16 protein-coding genes are annotated in these 14,181 nt (G+C 72.7%); 6 read left to right on the forward strand and 10 right to left on the reverse strand.

Features of this window, described 5'->3' with window-relative positions:
* The first annotated feature begins 6 nt into the window (after nt 1-6).
* Together OG439_RS14090 and OG439_RS14095 are read left to right on the forward strand one after the other, a co-directional pair.
* Entirely contained in the window at nt 7-870 is an 864-nt protein-coding gene (locus OG439_RS14090; RefSeq protein ID WP_326949801.1) for a DUF4397 domain-containing protein, read from the forward strand.
* A complete protein-coding gene (locus OG439_RS14095; protein WP_247052006.1) occupies nt 860-1,456 on the forward strand; it encodes a class F sortase in 597 nt (198 codons plus the stop codon). The genes OG439_RS14090 and OG439_RS14095 overlap by 11 nt, the downstream gene beginning before the upstream one ends.
* On the opposite strand, the gene OG439_RS14100 is transcribed toward OG439_RS14095, so the two are convergent.
* The 7 genes from OG439_RS14100 to OG439_RS14125 form a co-directional block, all read right to left on the reverse strand.
* Nucleotides 1,453-2,604, reverse strand: coding sequence for an LLM class flavin-dependent oxidoreductase (locus OG439_RS14100; protein WP_326949802.1), 1,152 nt, complete (start codon nt 2,602-2,604; stop codon nt 1,453-1,455). The genes OG439_RS14095 and OG439_RS14100 overlap by 4 nt on opposite strands.
* Nucleotides 2,601-3,617, reverse strand: a complete 1,017-nt coding sequence (locus OG439_RS14105) for an ABC transporter substrate-binding protein (RefSeq protein ID WP_326949803.1) — start codon at nt 3,615-3,617, stop codon at nt 2,601-2,603. The genes OG439_RS14100 and OG439_RS14105 overlap by 4 nt, the downstream gene beginning before the upstream one ends.
* Nucleotides 3,604-4,323 (reverse strand): ABC transporter ATP-binding protein, encoded by a 720-nt coding sequence (locus tag OG439_RS14110; RefSeq protein ID WP_326949804.1) that lies wholly within the window; start codon nt 4,321-4,323, stop codon nt 3,604-3,606. Before OG439_RS14110 ends, OG439_RS14105 begins: the two co-directional genes overlap by 14 nt.
* The gene (locus OG439_RS14115; protein WP_326949805.1) at nt 4,308-5,123 is read right to left on the reverse strand and encodes an ABC transporter permease; all 816 of its coding nucleotides are present in this window, start codon (nt 5,121-5,123) and stop codon (nt 4,308-4,310) included. The genes OG439_RS14110 and OG439_RS14115 overlap by 16 nt, the downstream gene beginning before the upstream one ends.
* Nucleotides 5,124-5,166: 43 nt before the next feature.
* Nucleotides 5,167-5,247: a putative leader peptide gene (locus OG439_RS50260; protein ID WP_442792332.1), complete on the reverse strand. Its 81-nt coding sequence runs from the start codon at nt 5,245-5,247 to the stop codon at nt 5,167-5,169.
* Between the two features lie 97 nt (nt 5,248-5,344).
* Nucleotides 5,345-6,055, reverse strand: a complete 711-nt coding sequence (locus tag OG439_RS14120; RefSeq protein ID WP_326949806.1) for an MBL fold metallo-hydrolase — start codon at nt 6,053-6,055, stop codon at nt 5,345-5,347.
* Nucleotides 6,056-6,239: 184 nt separating this feature from the next.
* Nucleotides 6,240-6,752: a DinB family protein gene (locus OG439_RS14125; protein WP_247052012.1), complete on the reverse strand. Its 513-nt coding sequence runs from the start codon at nt 6,750-6,752 to the stop codon at nt 6,240-6,242.
* A gap of 119 nt (nt 6,753-6,871) precedes the next feature.
* Between OG439_RS14125 and OG439_RS14130 the strand changes: the two genes are divergently transcribed.
* From OG439_RS14130 to OG439_RS14140, 3 genes are all read left to right on the forward strand, one after another.
* The gene (locus tag OG439_RS14130) at nt 6,872-7,717 is read left to right on the forward strand and encodes a hypothetical protein (protein WP_326949807.1); all 846 of its coding nucleotides are present in this window, start codon (nt 6,872-6,874) and stop codon (nt 7,715-7,717) included.
* 83 nt (nt 7,718-7,800) lie between these two features.
* Nucleotides 7,801-9,471: an ABC transporter ATP-binding protein gene (locus tag OG439_RS14135; RefSeq protein ID WP_326949808.1), complete on the forward strand. Its 1,671-nt coding sequence runs from the start codon at nt 7,801-7,803 to the stop codon at nt 9,469-9,471.
* Entirely contained in the window at nt 9,468-11,219 is a 1,752-nt protein-coding gene (locus tag OG439_RS14140; RefSeq protein ID WP_326949809.1) for an ABC transporter ATP-binding protein, read from the forward strand. Before OG439_RS14135 ends, OG439_RS14140 begins: the two co-directional genes overlap by 4 nt.
* A gap of 20 nt (nt 11,220-11,239) precedes the next feature.
* Here the strand turns inward: OG439_RS14140 and OG439_RS14145 are convergent, their stop codons facing one another.
* Nucleotides 11,240-12,112, reverse strand: a complete 873-nt coding sequence (locus tag OG439_RS14145) for a LysR family transcriptional regulator (RefSeq protein ID WP_326949810.1) — start codon at nt 12,110-12,112, stop codon at nt 11,240-11,242.
* 95 nt (nt 12,113-12,207) lie between these two features.
* Here OG439_RS14145 and OG439_RS14150 point away from each other — a divergent pair, with 95 nt between their 5' ends.
* A complete protein-coding gene (locus OG439_RS14150; protein ID WP_326949811.1) occupies nt 12,208-12,828 on the forward strand; it encodes a dihydrofolate reductase family protein in 621 nt (206 codons plus the stop codon).
* A 57-nt stretch (nt 12,829-12,885) separates the two neighbouring features.
* Here OG439_RS14150 and OG439_RS14155 read toward each other — a convergent pair whose 3' ends face one another.
* Together OG439_RS14155 and OG439_RS14160 are read right to left on the reverse strand one after the other, a co-directional pair.
* Nucleotides 12,886-13,095: an MbtH family protein gene (locus tag OG439_RS14155; RefSeq protein ID WP_326949812.1), complete on the reverse strand. Its 210-nt coding sequence runs from the start codon at nt 13,093-13,095 to the stop codon at nt 12,886-12,888.
* 11 nt (nt 13,096-13,106) lie between these two features.
* The gene (locus OG439_RS14160; RefSeq protein WP_326949813.1) at nt 13,107-14,132 is read right to left on the reverse strand and encodes an ABC transporter substrate-binding protein; all 1,026 of its coding nucleotides are present in this window, start codon (nt 14,130-14,132) and stop codon (nt 13,107-13,109) included.
* Nucleotides 14,133-14,181 lie beyond the last annotated feature (49 nt).

Consider the following 14,181-nt stretch of genomic DNA (forward strand, 5'->3'; position numbering starts at 1 on the left):
CCTGTCATGCGCACCAGGCTCCTGCTCAGACCCGCCGGGCTGATCGCCGCGGCCCTGCTGATCGGCGCGCTGACGCCCCTGCCCGCGTCGGCCGCCGCCACCACGCCCGGTCCGGGCGTCGGCTGGATCCGGGTCGGGCACCTGTCCCCGAAGGTGCCGCCCGTCGACATCTACTTCGCGCCGTTCGGGCAGGCCGAGAAGGTCGTCATCCGCAAGGCCGGCTACGGCGCGGTCACCCCGTACTCCTCGCTCGCCCCCGGCAAGTACACCCTCTCGATGCGCGCGGCCGACGCCGCCTCGACCACCCCGCCCGCGCTGACGGCCACCATCGACGTCGCCGAGCGCAACGCCTACTCCCTGCTGGTCTTCGCGAACGGCCCGGACGGCACGCTGCACGGCCAGCTCGTCACCGACGACCTGACCCCGCCCGGGCCGGGCCAGGGCCGGGTCCGCGTCGTCGAGGGGTCGGCGGCCATCGCGCCGGTCACCGTCGACGGCCCGCAGGGCATGGCGATCGCCAAGGACGCGGCCTACGGCATGACGTCCAACTACGTCGACGTCCCGCAGGGCCGCTGGCCGTTGCAGCTGAGCGGCGGCTCGGTGAAGTCGACCGCCGACGTCGACGTCAAGGCCGGGACGTCCACGACGCTGCTGGTCACCGAGGACGCCGGGGCGCTCAAGGCGAACCCGATCTCCGACGGCGCGTCGCTGCCCGACCCGCCGAAGTTCGGCGTCGAGACCGGCGGTGGCGGCACGGCGCCGATGTCCACCGGCTCGCCGATCTGGCCGGCGGCGTCGGTGGTCGCGCTCCTGGCCGCGCTCGCGGCGTGGCCGGTGCTGCGACGGCGCCGGGCGGCTCGTGCGCGCTGAGCTCGGCGCGCTGCTCGTCGCGGCGCTGGTGGTCGCGGGCTGCTCCACGGCGGCCCCGGCCACCCCGCCGCCGACGGTGACCTCGTCCGCCACCCCGGCGGCCGCGGCCGGCCCGCAGCCGCTGCCGACGGCCCCGGAAGTCCGCCCGGTGCACCTGCGGATCCCGGCGATCGCCGTCGACGCGCCCGCGCTCGTCCCGCTCGGGCTCGGCCCCGACCACCAGCTCGAGGCGCCCGCGAAGTTCGAGGACGTCGGCTGGTACGCCGCCGGCCCGGTGCCGGGTGACCCCGGCCCCGCGGTGATCGCCGCGCACGTCGACTCGCGGGCCGGCCCGGCACCGTTCTTCCGGCTGCGCGACCTCAAGGGCGGCGACGAAGTGTTCGTCACCCGCTCCGACGGCCAGGAGACGCGGTTCGTCGTGGACCGCGTCCAGCGTTACCCGAAGAACGCCTTCCCCACCGACGCGGTCTACGGCCCCGCACCGGGCAGCGCACTGCGGCTCATCACCTGCGGCGGCAGCTTCGACGCGGCCAAACGCTCCTACCGCGACAACATCGTCGTCTACGCCTCCACCAGCTGGAGTTAAAGCGCGGCCACGTTGCGTTCGGGGTGGGACGGGCGGTGCAGCGCCTCGACGCCGGCCAGCAGGCCGCGCCGGGCCAGCTCCGGCCGGACGCCGTCGCCGAACCAGTACGCCTCCTCCAGGTGCGGGTAGCCGGACAGCACGAACTCGCTGACGCCGACCGAGTGGTACTCCTCGATCAGGTCGGCGACCTCGCTGTGGCTGCCCACCAGCGCCGTACCCGCGCCGCCGCGGACCAGGCCGACGCCGGCCCACAGGTTCGGGTGGATCTCCAGGCCGCGGACGCCGCCGTCGGTGCGGCCGCCGTGCAGCGCGACCATCCGCTGCTGCCCGACGGACTCGCTGGCGGCCAGCTGCGCCTGCGCCTTCGCGACCTGCTCCGGGCTCAGCGCGTCCAGCAGCTTCTGCGCCTCCGCCCACGCCTCGGCCGACGTGTCGCGCGAGATCGTGTGCAGCCGGACGCCGAACCGGATGTCCCGGTCCCCCGCCAGCGCCTTGACCTTGGCGATCTTCTCGGCCACCTGCGCGGGCGGCTCGCCCCAGGTCAGGTAGACGTCGGCGTGCTTCGCGGCGACCGGCAGCGCGGCCGGGGACGAGCCGCCGAAGTAGATCGGCGGCGCCGGGTCCGGCGCGGCCAGCGTCGTCGCGCCTTCGACCTTCAGATGCTCGCCTTCGAAGGTGAACGGCTTCCCCGACCACACGCCGCGGACGATCGTCAGGAACTCGTCGGTGCGCGCGTACCGGGCGTCGTGGTCGTGCCAGTCGCCGAACCGGCGCTGCTCGACCGCGTCGCCGCCGGTGACGATGTTCAGCAGCACGCGGCCTTCCGACAGCCGCTGGAACGTCCCGGCCATCTGCGCGGCCAGCGTCGGCGAGATGACGCCGGGCCGGAAGGCGACCAGGAACTTCAGCTTGGTCGTCTCGCGGATCAGCGCGGCCGTGGTCAGCCAGGCGTCCTCGCACCACGTGCCGGTCGGCGTCAGCACACCCTCGAAACCCTGCCGCTCGGCCGCGCGGGCCACCTGGGCGAGGTAGTCGAGATCGGGGTCGCGCTGCGCCGCCGGACCGGCGGACCGGTTGGCGTGGAAGCGTTCCACGATCGTGCGGCCGTCGCCGCTGGTGGGCAGGAACCAGTGCAGCCTGATGCTCATCCGTTGCTCCTAGCCGTTTCGAGGTCAGGGCCGAACCGCCGGTCGGCGTACGCGGCGAAGTCCACCTTCCCCGGCAGAGTCTTGTCGTCGGTGAACGCGTCCGCGAGCTGTTGCTCCGATTTCACGATCGAGTCGTCCAGCGGAGCCGGCAGGTCCCGGCCGGCGTCGACGGCCTTCTGCGCCACCTCGAGCTTCAGCCCGGTCTCTTTCGCCCACGCCGCCGCCCATTCCGGACGGTGCGCGTCGGCCCACTTCTGCGCCTTGACCACGCGGACCACGAAGTCGCGGATGGCCGAGTTCTTGCCGGGGTCGGCCAGCGCCGCGGTGCTCGCGGTCTGGAAGCTCAGGCCGTTGGACGCACCCCGGCCGTCGGCGAGCACCCGCGCCTTGGCCTCGATCTGGGCCTGCGCGGTGTAGGGGTCCCAGATCGCCCACGCGTCGATCGTGTGCTGGGTGAACGCGGCGTAGGCCTCGGCCGGCTGCAGGAACGTCACCTTGATGTCCTTGGTCGACAGTCCGGCGTTGTGCAGCGTGTTCAGCAGCTGGCCGTGGGCGGAACTGCCCTTGGCGACGCCGACCGTCTTGCCCTTCAGCGATGCGACGTCCTTCAGCGGCGAGTCGTCCGGGACGAGGATCGCCTCGCGTTCGACGTTGCTCTTCGAGACGCTCACGACGGCGATCTTCGCCTTCGCGGCGGCGGCGAAGATCGGCGGCGTGTTGCCGACGCGGCCGATGTCGATCGCGCCCGCCGACGCCGCCTCGAGCAGCGGCGGCCCGGAGGTGAACGTCGACCACTCGATCTTGTACGGCAGGTTGTCGAGCCCTTTCGCCGCGGTGAGCAGCGACTTCACGCCGCCCTTCTGGTCGCCCACCTTGAGCGTCACCTTCGCCAGGTCGGCCGCGCTCACCGCCTGCGGCACCGCGGCCGGCCCGGGGTTCGCGCCGGTGGCCGAGCCGCACCCGGCCAGGACCAGTGCCGCCGCGACGACGGCAATTCCCTTATACAGGCGCATCTTCGGTCACTCCCAGGTCCGCCAGCACGCGGCGGCGGACGTCGATGTGGTCGGCGGGGTTGCGCGGCCGGGAGCCGCCCGGCCGGTGTTCGGCGATGATGCGGCCGCCGTCGAGGACGAGGACCCGGTCGGCGAGCAGCAGGGCTTCGTCGACGTCGTGGGTCACCAGCAGCACACCCGGCAGGTGCCGGCGCCAGAGATCCTCGACCAGCCGGTGCATGGCGATCCGGGTGAGCGCGTCGAGGGCGCCGAACGGCTCGTCGAGCAGCAGCAGGTCCGGCTCGCGCACCAGCGCGCGGGACAGCGACACGCGCTGGGCCTCACCACCGGAGAGCGTCAGCGGCCAGTCGTCGGCGTGCTCGGCGAGGTGGACCTCGGCCAGCGCTTTGTCGGCCAGCGCCCGGTTGCGGGACTTCGAGACGCCGTCCTGGCGCAGGCCGAGGACGACGTTGCGCCAGACCTTCCGCCACGGCAGCAGCCGCGGCTGCTGGAAGGCGACCGAGACGGTGCCGTGAACGTCGGCCTGCCCTTCGACGGCGCCGTCGAGGCCGGCCAGCACCCGTAGGAGCGTCGACTTGCCGGAGCCGCTGCGGCCCAGCAGGGCGACGAACTCGCCGCGGCCGATGGTCAGGTCGAGTCCACTGAGGACGGTCCGGTCGCCGAACCGCTTGGTCAGGTTCGCGACGTCCGCTACCGGGTTCGCCACCGCAGCACCTTCCGTTCCAGCAGCCGGACCAGCGCGTCGGTGACCAGGCCGAGCAGGGCGTAGAGGATCAGGCCGACGACCACGACGTCGGTGCGCAGGAACTCCCGTGCGTTGTTGATGAGGTAACCGACGCCGGCGTCGGCGTTGACCGTCTCGCCGACGATCAGCGCGAGCCACGCCAGGCCGAGCGACTGCCGCAGCCCGACGAGCGCCTGCGGCAGCGCGCCGGGCAGCACGACGTGCCAGAGCCGTTCCGCGCGGCTGAACCCGAGCGCGCGGGAGGCTTCGACGAGGTTCGGGTCGGCGCCGCGGATTCCCGAGTGGACGTTCAGGTAGAGCGGGAAGGCCACGCCGAGCGCGACCAGCACGATCTTTGTCTCCTCGCCGATGCCGAACCACAGGATGAACAGCGGGATCAGGCCGAGGAACGGCAGCGTCTGCACCGGCGGGTCGACGAGCGCTTCGCCCCAGCGCGACAGCCCGGAGACGATGCCGAGGACGACCCCGACGATCGCCCCGATGGCGAACCCGGCACCGACGCGGCCGAGCGACACGACGAACGCGTCGCCGAGTTCGCCGCTGCGCGCCACTTCCACGCCGGCCTGCAGGACCGTCCACGGTGAACTGAGCTTGTCGGGCGGCAGCAGGCCGGTGCCGCTGGCGATCTGCCAGACGGCGACCAGCACCACCGGGCTGATCCAGCGCCGCAGGTCGGGGCGGCGCCGGGTGGGCGTCTTGCGGGGCGGCCCTTCGGCGGCCGGTTCGGCGCGCGCCAGCACGCCCGTGGTGGAAATCGACACGGATTTCTCCCGGGAACTTCGGTATTCGGGCTTTCGCGCAGGGCTAGGCGAACGGACACACCGCGCTCGCCTGCCGCCGGAGATCGACGTGCCGGCGGCGCACGAGAAGCGCGTCCTGGTGCATGGTCCCGAGCTTCGAGCCACGAACGGGTGAAGTCAATCCGTGGACGCCCGGTCTCAGTGAGTGAAATCCGGGCGTTCCAGTGCGTGGAACGACGGCGTCAGCCGCCGAACATGACCTTCCACTCGTCGAGCGAGCGCGGCCGGTAGACGAAGTTGGTGCGCTTCACTTCCGACAGCGCGGCCGACGCTTCGGCCGAATACTGGTGGCCCGGGTAGACGACGGGGTCGCCCGCCAGCCCGGCGAGGGCCTGCAGGCTGCGGTAGATCTCCTCGGCGTCCCCGCCCGGGAAGTCGGTGCGGCCGCAGCCTTCGAGGAACAGCGTGTCGCCGGAGACGAGCTTGTCCTCGACGAGGAAGCACTGGCTGCCCGGCGTGTGCCCGGGGGTGTGCAGCAACCGGATCGGGATGGACCCGACCTCGAGGACGTCGTCGTGGTCGTGCGCGCGCAGGTCGGTCGCCGACACGCCGGTGACCCGCCGCACCCACTCGGTCTCGGCGCCGTTGACGTGGATCGGCACCTGCTCGACGGCGAGCAGCTCGGCGATCCCGGGCAGTGAGAACCCCATCATCTCGCCACCGACGTGGTCCGGATGGTGGTGCGTCGCGAGCACGCCGGTGAGCCGCATCCCGTCGGCGGCGAGCACGTCCAGCAGATCCCGCACGGCGTAGGCCGGGTCGACGATCACCGCGTCACCGGTCTCGCGGTCGCCGATCAGGTAGGCGAAGTTCACCATCTGCGTGGCCACCGGGTCCCCGACCGCGAAGTCGCGGCCGGCCAGGAGCTGCCGGAAGTAGAGCCGATCCGTCATGGGCCCACCCTACGGGGTCGGTCCGCGGCCCTGCCGAAGCCGATCAAGCGAACATCAAGCGCAGCTCAACCGACCGAGGCGCCGGAACCCACTGGCACCAGCAAAAGCCCACGGCTCCCCACGATAACGGCAACGGCCGCGACAACGGCAGCACGCCGACGCCAACCCACGTGTCACCCTGCTCTCATTCGCCCACCTCCCCATCGGCCAGCTCGCGCAGGACGTCCAGGTGCCCGACGTGCCGCGCCGTCTCCTGGACCACGTGCGCCACCACCCACCGCACGGTGAACTCCGACCGCCGTCTCGTGCGGTCGTCCGGGCCGAGGCCGCTCAACGCCTTCTCCACCCGTGCCCACTCCGCCTTGTACGCCGCGACCACCGACGCCGGGGTGTCGTCCTCGGTCAGGTCCCAGCTCGGGTCCGGGGAGCCCGCCCACAACGACGGCAGGTCCGCGCCGCCAGCCTCGATGGCCAGCCACCAGCGTTCGACCGCGGTCAGGTGCTTCACCACCCCCAGCACGCTCAGCCGGGGTGACGTCGGCAGCGGTGTCGCGGCGGCGGTCGCGCGGCTCAGCCCGGCGACCTTGTTCACCGCCGTGGCGCGCAGGAACTGCAGGAAGTCCAGCTGCAGGCGCAGCTCCTCCCAGGCCAGGCGAGCGGGCCAGGACCGGCGGGTCTTCGAACTCGTGTTCGACATGAACGCAACCTAGCGCGAGGGTCCGACAATTTCCGGGGACCGTGCCAGACTCGTGATCATGAGCCCCGACGCACCGCACGCACAGCGCTCCCGCCCGCGGCGGTCATAGGGTGGGCGACATGTGGTGGGGACTCCTGTGCGCCTTGGGCGCGGCGTGCGCGTACGGCGTCGCTTCGGTGATGCAGTCGGTCGCCGCGCGCGCGACCGACACCGGGGCCGACGGCCTCGACCCGAAACTGCTCGTGCGCGTGCTCGGCCAGTGGAAGTTCGTGCTCGGCCTCTCGCTGGACGTACTGGGGTTCGTCGCGCAGATCGTCGCCCTGCACGTCCTGCCGCTGTTCGTCGTGCAGGCCGCGCTCGCGGCCAGCCTCGCCGTGACCGCCGTCGCCGCGCGGTTCCTCGGCGTCCGGCTGGGCAAGCGGGAGTGGGGCGCGATCGTCGTCGTGTGCGCCGGCCTGGGCCTGCTCGGCGCGGCCGCCGAAAGCGAGGGCTCCGACCCGGTCGGGCTCGGGTTCCGGCTGGTGCTGATCGGCGCGGTCGTCGTGCTGGCCGGCGCCGGGATCGTCGCCGGGAAGGCGAACCGCCGGGTGCGGACGCCGGCGCTCGGGCTGGTCGCCGGGCTGTGCTTCGGCGTCGTCGCGATCGCCGGGCGGATCATCCCCAGCCTCGCGCCGCTCGACCTGCTCAAGGACCCGGCCACCTACACGGTCGCGGTCGCGGGCGGGATGGCGATGCTGTTCTACGCGACGGCGTTGCAGCGCGGCAGCGTCACGACGTCGACCGCGATGATGGTGCTGGGCGAGACGGTGTTCCCGTCGCTGGTCGGCGTGCTGGTGCTCGGCGACCGCACCCGGCCCGGGTTCGTGGTGGTCGCGCTCGCCGGGTTCGTCCTGGCCGTCGCCGCCGCGCTCGCGCTGGCCCGGTTCGGGGAACCGGCAACGGATCCCGTAGCAGCCGCGAACTGAACTGAGACGAAGCCGACCGTTTCCCCGCACGTACTTTACTTAGACTAGCCTTACCTATCCCACGACAGGACAGGGAGGCGCGGGTGAGCACGACCGGACGGGAAGTCCTCCGCCGTTCGATCGCCGGGCAACGCAGGTCGGTGGCGCTCGCGTCGGCGCTGACCGCGTGCCACCAGGGCGGTGAGGCGCTGGTCCCGGTGGTGATCGGCGTCGTGATCGACCAGGCCGTGGCGGGCGGCTCGGTCTGGACCCTGCTGCTGTGGCTGGCGGTGCTGGGCGTGCTCTTCGCCGGCCTGTCGACCAGCTACCGGCTCGGCGCCCGCTCCGGCGAGCGCGCCGCGGAACGCGCCGCCCATGACCTGCGCCTCGACCTCGGCCGCCGCGTGCTGCACCCCGGCGGCGGTGCCGAAGCCGGCAACCTCGCGGGCGAGCTGGTGAGCATCGGGACGTCGGACGCGAAGCGCGTCGGCCAGCTCAACGGCGTGCTGCCCTTCGGTGTCGCCGGCCTGGCCGGACTGCTGGTCAGCGCCGTCGTGCTGCTCACCATGTCGATCCCGCTCGGGCTGCTGGTGCTGCTCGGCACGCCGCCGATGCTGTACCTCGCGCACCTCATCGGAAAGCCCCTCGAACGCCGCAGCGAGGCCGAGCAGGAACGCTCCGCCTTCGCCTCCGGGATCGCGACGGACCTCGTCGCCGGCCTGCGCGTGCTCAAGGGCGTCGGCGCCGAGCGCGCGGCCGTCGACCGCTACCGCCGCACCAGCCAGGACTCACTGAAGGCGACGCTGCGCGCGGCCCGCGCCCAGGCCTGGCACAACGGCGCGCTGCTCGCGCTCACCGGCATCTTCATCGCGCTGGTCGCGCTCGTCGGCGGCAACCTCGCCGCGGCGGGCGACATCACCATCGGCGACCTGGTCGCCGCGGTCGGGCTCGCCCAGTACCTGATCACGCCGTTCTCGATCTTCGCGTGGGTCAACGGCGAGCTCGCCCAGGGCCGGGCGTCGGCCGGGCGGATCGCCGACGTCCTCAACGCGCCGCCCGCGGTCGGCGAAGGCACCGCGACGCTGCCGGAGCCGGCGGCCGGGCACGTGCGGCTGTCCGCGCTCAGCCGCGGCGCCCTGCGCGACGTCGATTTCGAAGCCCGGCCGGGGGAACTGCTCGGCGTGGTCGCCACCGACCCGGCCGCCGCCACCGACCTGCTCGACTGCCTCGGCCGCGCCGCGGACCCGGCCACCGGGTCGGTGTCGGTCGACTCCGTCGACCTGTCCACTGTGGACCCGCGGCGGATCCGGGAGGTCGTGCTGGTCGCCGCGCACGACGCGGACCTGTTCGCGGGCACCGTGGCCGAGAACGTCGAGCCCGGCCCCCGTGTCGCCGAGGCGATGACCGCGGCCGCCGTCGACGAGGTGGCCAGCGCGCTGCCCGACGGCGTCGCGACCGCCGTCAGCGAACGCGGGAGATCGCTTTCCGGCGGGCAACGCCAGCGCGTCGCCCTCGCGCGGGCGCTGGCCGTCGACGCGCCGGTGCTCGTGCTGCACGACCCGACGACCGCCGTCGACACCGTCACCGAGGCCCGCATCGCCGCGGGCCTGGCGCAGCTGCGACGCGGCCGCACGACCATCCTCGTGACCACCAGCCCGGCCCTGCTCGCCGCGACCGACCGGGTCGTGCTGCTCGACGACGGGCGCATCGCCTGCCAGGGCAGTCATGCCGAGCTGGCCGGCCGGGCCGACTACCGGGCGGCGGTGCTGTCATGACCCGTGAACTCCTCCCCGTGGCCGACGGGCGGCGCATCCGCGCCGTCGTCGGCGAGCTGATCGGCCGTTCCAAGGGCCGCGCCGCGGCCGCGTTCACCATGCTGGTCGCGGCGACCGCGATCGGCCTGCTGACCGCTCCCCTGCTCGGCCGGGTCGTCGACCTGGTCGCGTCGAAGCAGCCGGCGACCGAGCTCGTCACGCCGGTGGTCGCGCTGGTGCTCGTCGCGCTGGCGCAGGCGGTCGCGACCGCGCTCGGTGTGTCCATGGTGTCGCGTCTCGGCGAGACGATCCTGGCCGAGCTGCGCGAACGCTTCGTCGAGCGGGCCCTCGGCCTGCCGCTCGAACAGCTGGAACGCGCCGGCTCCGGCGATCTCACCGCGCGCGTGACGAACGACGTCTCCGTGGTCGCGGAAGGCGTCCGGGAGGCGCTGCCCGAGCTGGGCCGTTCGGTGCTGACGGTGGTCCTCACTCTCGGCGCGCTGGCCGTGCTCGACTGGCGGTTCTTCCTGGCCGCGCTGATCGCCGTGCCGATCCAGCTCTGGACGGTGCGCTGGTACGTCCCGCGCGCGAAGCCGTTGTACGCCAGCCAACGCGAGGCCGTCGGCGCGCAACAGCAGCAGCTGCTGGACACCATCGGCGGCGCGAAGACCGTCCGCGCGTTCAGCATGGGCGACGCCCACATCGAGCGGGTGCGCAAGCGCTCCGACAGCGCCGTCGAGCTGGCGCTGCGCGGGATCCGCCTGGTGACGCGGTTCTACGCGCGGCTCAACCTCGCCGAGTTCGTCGGGCTGTCCGCGATCCTGGCGATGGGCTTCCTGCTGGTCGGCGCGGACGCGGTCACGGTCGGCGTGGCGACGGCGGCGGCCCTGTACTTCCACAGCCTGTTCGGCCCGATCACGACGGCGCTGGCGCTGGTCGACGACGCCCAGGCGGCCGCGGCCAGCCTCGCGCGCCTGATCGGCGTCGCCGACCTGCCCGCCGAGGCCCAGCCCGCGCAGCCGGGGCGACCGCTCGACGCGTCGGTGAAGACCGCAGGCGCGGGTTACTCCTATGTGGACGGTCACCCGGTCCTGCGCGAGATCGACCTCGGCGTCGCCCCCGGCGAGCGGGTGGCGCTGGTCGGCGCGAGCGGCGCCGGGAAGACGACGCTGGCCAAGCTGATCGCCGGGATCCACCGGCCGGGCTCGGGCTCGGTCACGCTCGGCGGCGTCCCCCTGGACGAATTGGGCCCGGAGGCCACGCGCCGCACGGTGGCCTTGATCAGCCAGGAGGTCCACGTCTTCGCCGGCCCGCTGGCCGAGGACCTGCGCCTGGCGCGGCCGTCGGCGTCCGACGACGACCTGCGGGCCGCTCTGACCAAGGTCGGGGCGCTGACCTGGGCGGAAGCGCTGCCGGAGGGCCTCGCGACGGTCGTCGGCGAAGGCGGCCACCAGCTGACGGTGACGCAGGCGCAGCAGCTCGCCCTGGTCCGGCTGGTGCTGGCGGACCCGCCGATCGCGATCCTCGACGAGGCCACGGCGGAGGCGGGCAGCGCGGGCTCCCGCGTCCTGGAGTCGGCGGCCGCGGCGGCCCTCGAAGGCCGCACGGCGCTGGTGGTCGCGCACCGCCTCACCCAGGCGGCGGCGTCCGACCGCATCGTGGTCCTGGACGCGGGCGCGGTCGTCGAGTCGGGCACCCACGACGAGCTGGTGGCCGCGGACGGCCAGTACGCCAAGCTCTGGGCGGCCTGGTCCGGCCAGCGCGCCTGACGACGCCCGTCAGGCGCTTGTCAGGCGGTTGTCACGGCGGCTTCGGTCAGCGCGTCCAGGACAGCGGCGACGGCCGGCGGGTCGGGCGGGTCGCCGTAGGTCGCGACGTGGATCCGGCGGCGGAACCCGGTGAGCTCGGTCGTGTGGACGTCCGCCCGGCGGTGCGCCCGCAGCGCGAGGCCGGGCAGGATGGCGACCCCGATCCCGGCGGCGACCAGGGACTGCACGACGACCATGTCGTCGCTGAACGAGCCGATCCGCGGCGTGAAGTCCTCCCGGCGGCACACGGCGTCCAGCTCGGCTCGGCACTGGGCACACCCGCCGATCCAGGCGGAGTCGCGGTGGTTCGCGAGACTGTCGCCGGGGTGGCGGCTGACGAGGTGGATCGTGTCGTCAGCGAGGTGCCGGAGCCGGAAGCCCTCCTCCGGCACCGGAACGTCGCCGTGGCCGAAGACGAGGGCGACGTCGATCTCGCCGTGCCTCAGCAGTTGCCGCGCTTCGACCGGGTGCCGGTCGAAGAGGCTCAGCTCGAGTCCCGGGTGGGCCCGGGCCAGCAAGCCGGCCGCCGCCGGCACGATCGTGCCGAGAGCGGAGGCGTTGGCGGCCAGGCGGACCCTTCCGGCCTGCAGCCCGGCCTGGGCGGCCAGCTCGCTGGTCGCCGCGTCGACCCGACCGACGATCTCGGCGGCCCGGTCGGCCAGCAACCGCCCTTCCGGTGTCAGCCGGATTCCCCGACCGACCCGCTGGACGAGCTTGACGCCGGTGGTCACCTCCAGCCGGGCCAGGTGGTGGCTCACGGACGGCTGCGAATAGTGCAGCTCCCGCGCGGCTTCGGTGACCGACCCGTGCCGGGCCACCGCGGCCAGGACCTTGAGGTGGACCAGGTTGAGCATTCATCAAGGATATCAATGGGTCCAGCGCGATTCTGGCATTGGACGTCATGCGTCCGCTCGCCCATGCTGGTGTTCACGCAACGGAAGAGAGAGCGATGACCACAGCGGACGGCAAGGTGACGTGCGACCTCACGATCTCGGTCGACGGGTTCGCGGCCGGGCTCAACCAGACCGAGGAGCGCCCGTTCGGCGACGACGGCGGCGACGGCTGGGGCGACAAGCTGCACGCCTGGTTCTCCGAAGGTCCCGAAGAGCACCCGGCCGAGTTCGCCAGGATGCTGACGGCGAAGGCGTTCATCATGGGGCGCAACATGTTCGGCCCGGTGCGCGGCGAGTGGGACCGGCCGTGGCGGGGCTGGTGGGGTGACGACCCGCCGTACCACGGCCCGGTCTTCGTGCTCACCCACCACCCGCGCGATCCGCAGCCGATGGCGGGCGGGACCACGTTCCACTTCGTCACCGACGGCATCGGTGCCGCGTTCGAGCGCGCCCGCGAAGCGGCCGGGGACGGGGGTATCTCCATCCACGGTGGCGCGACCACCGTCAACCAGTACCTCGCCGCGGGCCTGATCGACGAGCTGCGGATCCACGTCGCGCCGTTCACGCTCGGCGCCGGCACCCGGCTGTTCGAGGGCGTCCCGCCGCTGAACCTCGAGCAGGTGGAAGTGCGCGCGGCGGGCTCCGTCACGCACCTGACCTACCGCGTGCTGCGCTGACGAAACACGACACGCCGGGAGCCATCGCGGCTCCCGGCGTGTCGTTGTGGGGAAGGGTCAGTTGTCCATGGCGTCGGCCAGGGACTTGGGGCGCATGTCCGTCCAGTTCGCTTCCACGTGGTCCAGGCATTCCTGGCGGGCGGCAGGGCCGAAAGTGACGCTCCAGCCGGCCGGGACGTCGACGGACTCGGGCCACAGGCTGTGCTGGTTCTCGGCGTTGACCAGGACCAGGTACGTGCCTTCGGGGTCTTCGAACGGGTTGGTCACGGTGCGCCTCCTCAGGCGGTGATGTCGGTGCGGGCGCCCTTCACGACTTCGGCCAGCTTCTGGATGACCGGGGCCGCGAGCACCGGGTTGAACCGCGGCTCGGTCGACCAGTCGGCGAGCTGGCTCGCCTTGACCGCGGGCAGCTGCGCCCACGTCGGGATCGCCGCCAGCTGCTGACGGGACAGGGCGAAGGTGCGGCTGTCGCTGAGGATCAGGTCGGCCGGGTACTTGCCGGCCTGCTCCCAGCTGAGCGTCTCGAAGTAGTCGTCCGCGCCGGCGCCGTTGATGATGTCCAGGCCCAGGTCGCGGTAGTACGCGAGGTCGGCGAAGAACTCCGGCTTGCAGACGTAGAGGTTGTCCTTGTCGCTGGACACCACGAGCACCTTCAGGCCGGGCTTCGACTTGATCGCGGCCTTCAGGTCGTCGGACGCCTTCTGGAAGTCGTCCTTGCCCTTCTTGATCGCGTCGGAGTTCGCGTCGCCGCCGAGGGCGACGGCGAGCTGCTCGTAACGCTCGATCACCTTCGGCAGCGTGACCTTGTACTCCGACAGCGCGACGATCGGCGCGATCACCTGGACCTTGGTGCCGAGGTCGTCCTTCAGCACCCACAGGTCGGTCGGCTTGGTGCCGGTGAGGCCGGTGACGACCAGGTCCGGCTTCAGCGCGGCGAACTTCTCCATGCTGAAGTCGTCCCACGCGTTGCCGATCGAGGTGACGGCGTTCAGGTCGATGTTGCCGGCCTGGATCTCCTTGGCGCCGTCGGCCGTCTTCTGCGGGCCGAAGACGCCGATCGGGCGGACGCCGTAGTCCCAGAGCGCGGCGGCCGAGCTGGCGTAGGCCACGACGCGCGACGGACGCTGGTCGCGCGCCGCCTTCTGGTTGCGGTCGTCGGTGAACTCCCACGGCCCGGAGGCGGCGGCCGCCGGCTTGTCGTCACCGCTGCCGCAGGCGGTGAGCGCCGCGGCCGCGGCGAGACCGCCGGTCCCGATCAGGAATCCACGCCGGGTGAGACCGGCACCGCCTTGAAACACCGACATGAGAACCTCTCGCCAAACCTTTAGGGTAGGCACACCTTATTTAGGCGAG

It is taken from the genome of Amycolatopsis sp. NBC_01307 (assembly GCF_035975215.1).
Lineage (GTDB): Bacteria > Actinomycetota > Actinomycetes > Mycobacteriales > Pseudonocardiaceae > Amycolatopsis.

What these genes read in the sequence shown, in the direction of transcription:
- OG439_RS14100 (WP_326949802.1), bottom strand. Translation starts at nt 2,604, where the DNA reads ATGAGCATCAGGCTGCACTGGTTCCTGCCCACCAGCGGCGACGGCCGC.
- OG439_RS14090 (WP_326949801.1), top strand. Translation starts at nt 7, where the DNA reads ATGCGCACCAGGCTCCTGCTCAGACCCGCCGGGCTGATCGCCGCGGCC.
- OG439_RS50260 (WP_442792332.1), bottom strand. Translation starts at nt 5,247, where the DNA reads ATGCACCAGGACGCGCTTCTCGTGCGCCGCCGGCACGTCGATCTCCGG.
- OG439_RS14130 (WP_326949807.1), top strand. Translation starts at nt 6,872, where the DNA reads ATGTGGTGGGGACTCCTGTGCGCCTTGGGCGCGGCGTGCGCGTACGGC.
- OG439_RS14120 (WP_326949806.1), bottom strand. Translation starts at nt 6,055, where the DNA reads ATGACGGATCGGCTCTACTTCCGGCAGCTCCTGGCCGGCCGCGACTTC.
- OG439_RS14145 (WP_326949810.1), bottom strand. Translation starts at nt 12,112, where the DNA reads ATGCTCAACCTGGTCCACCTCAAGGTCCTGGCCGCGGTGGCCCGGCAC.
- OG439_RS14140 (WP_326949809.1), top strand. Translation starts at nt 9,468, where the DNA reads ATGACCCGTGAACTCCTCCCCGTGGCCGACGGGCGGCGCATCCGCGCC.
- OG439_RS14105 (WP_326949803.1), bottom strand. Translation starts at nt 3,617, where the DNA reads ATGCGCCTGTATAAGGGAATTGCCGTCGTCGCGGCGGCACTGGTCCTG.
- OG439_RS14150 (WP_326949811.1), top strand. Translation starts at nt 12,208, where the DNA reads ATGACCACAGCGGACGGCAAGGTGACGTGCGACCTCACGATCTCGGTC.
- OG439_RS14125 (WP_247052012.1), bottom strand. Translation starts at nt 6,752, where the DNA reads ATGTCGAACACGAGTTCGAAGACCCGCCGGTCCTGGCCCGCTCGCCTG.
- OG439_RS14160 (WP_326949813.1), bottom strand. Translation starts at nt 14,132, where the DNA reads ATGTCGGTGTTTCAAGGCGGTGCCGGTCTCACCCGGCGTGGATTCCTG.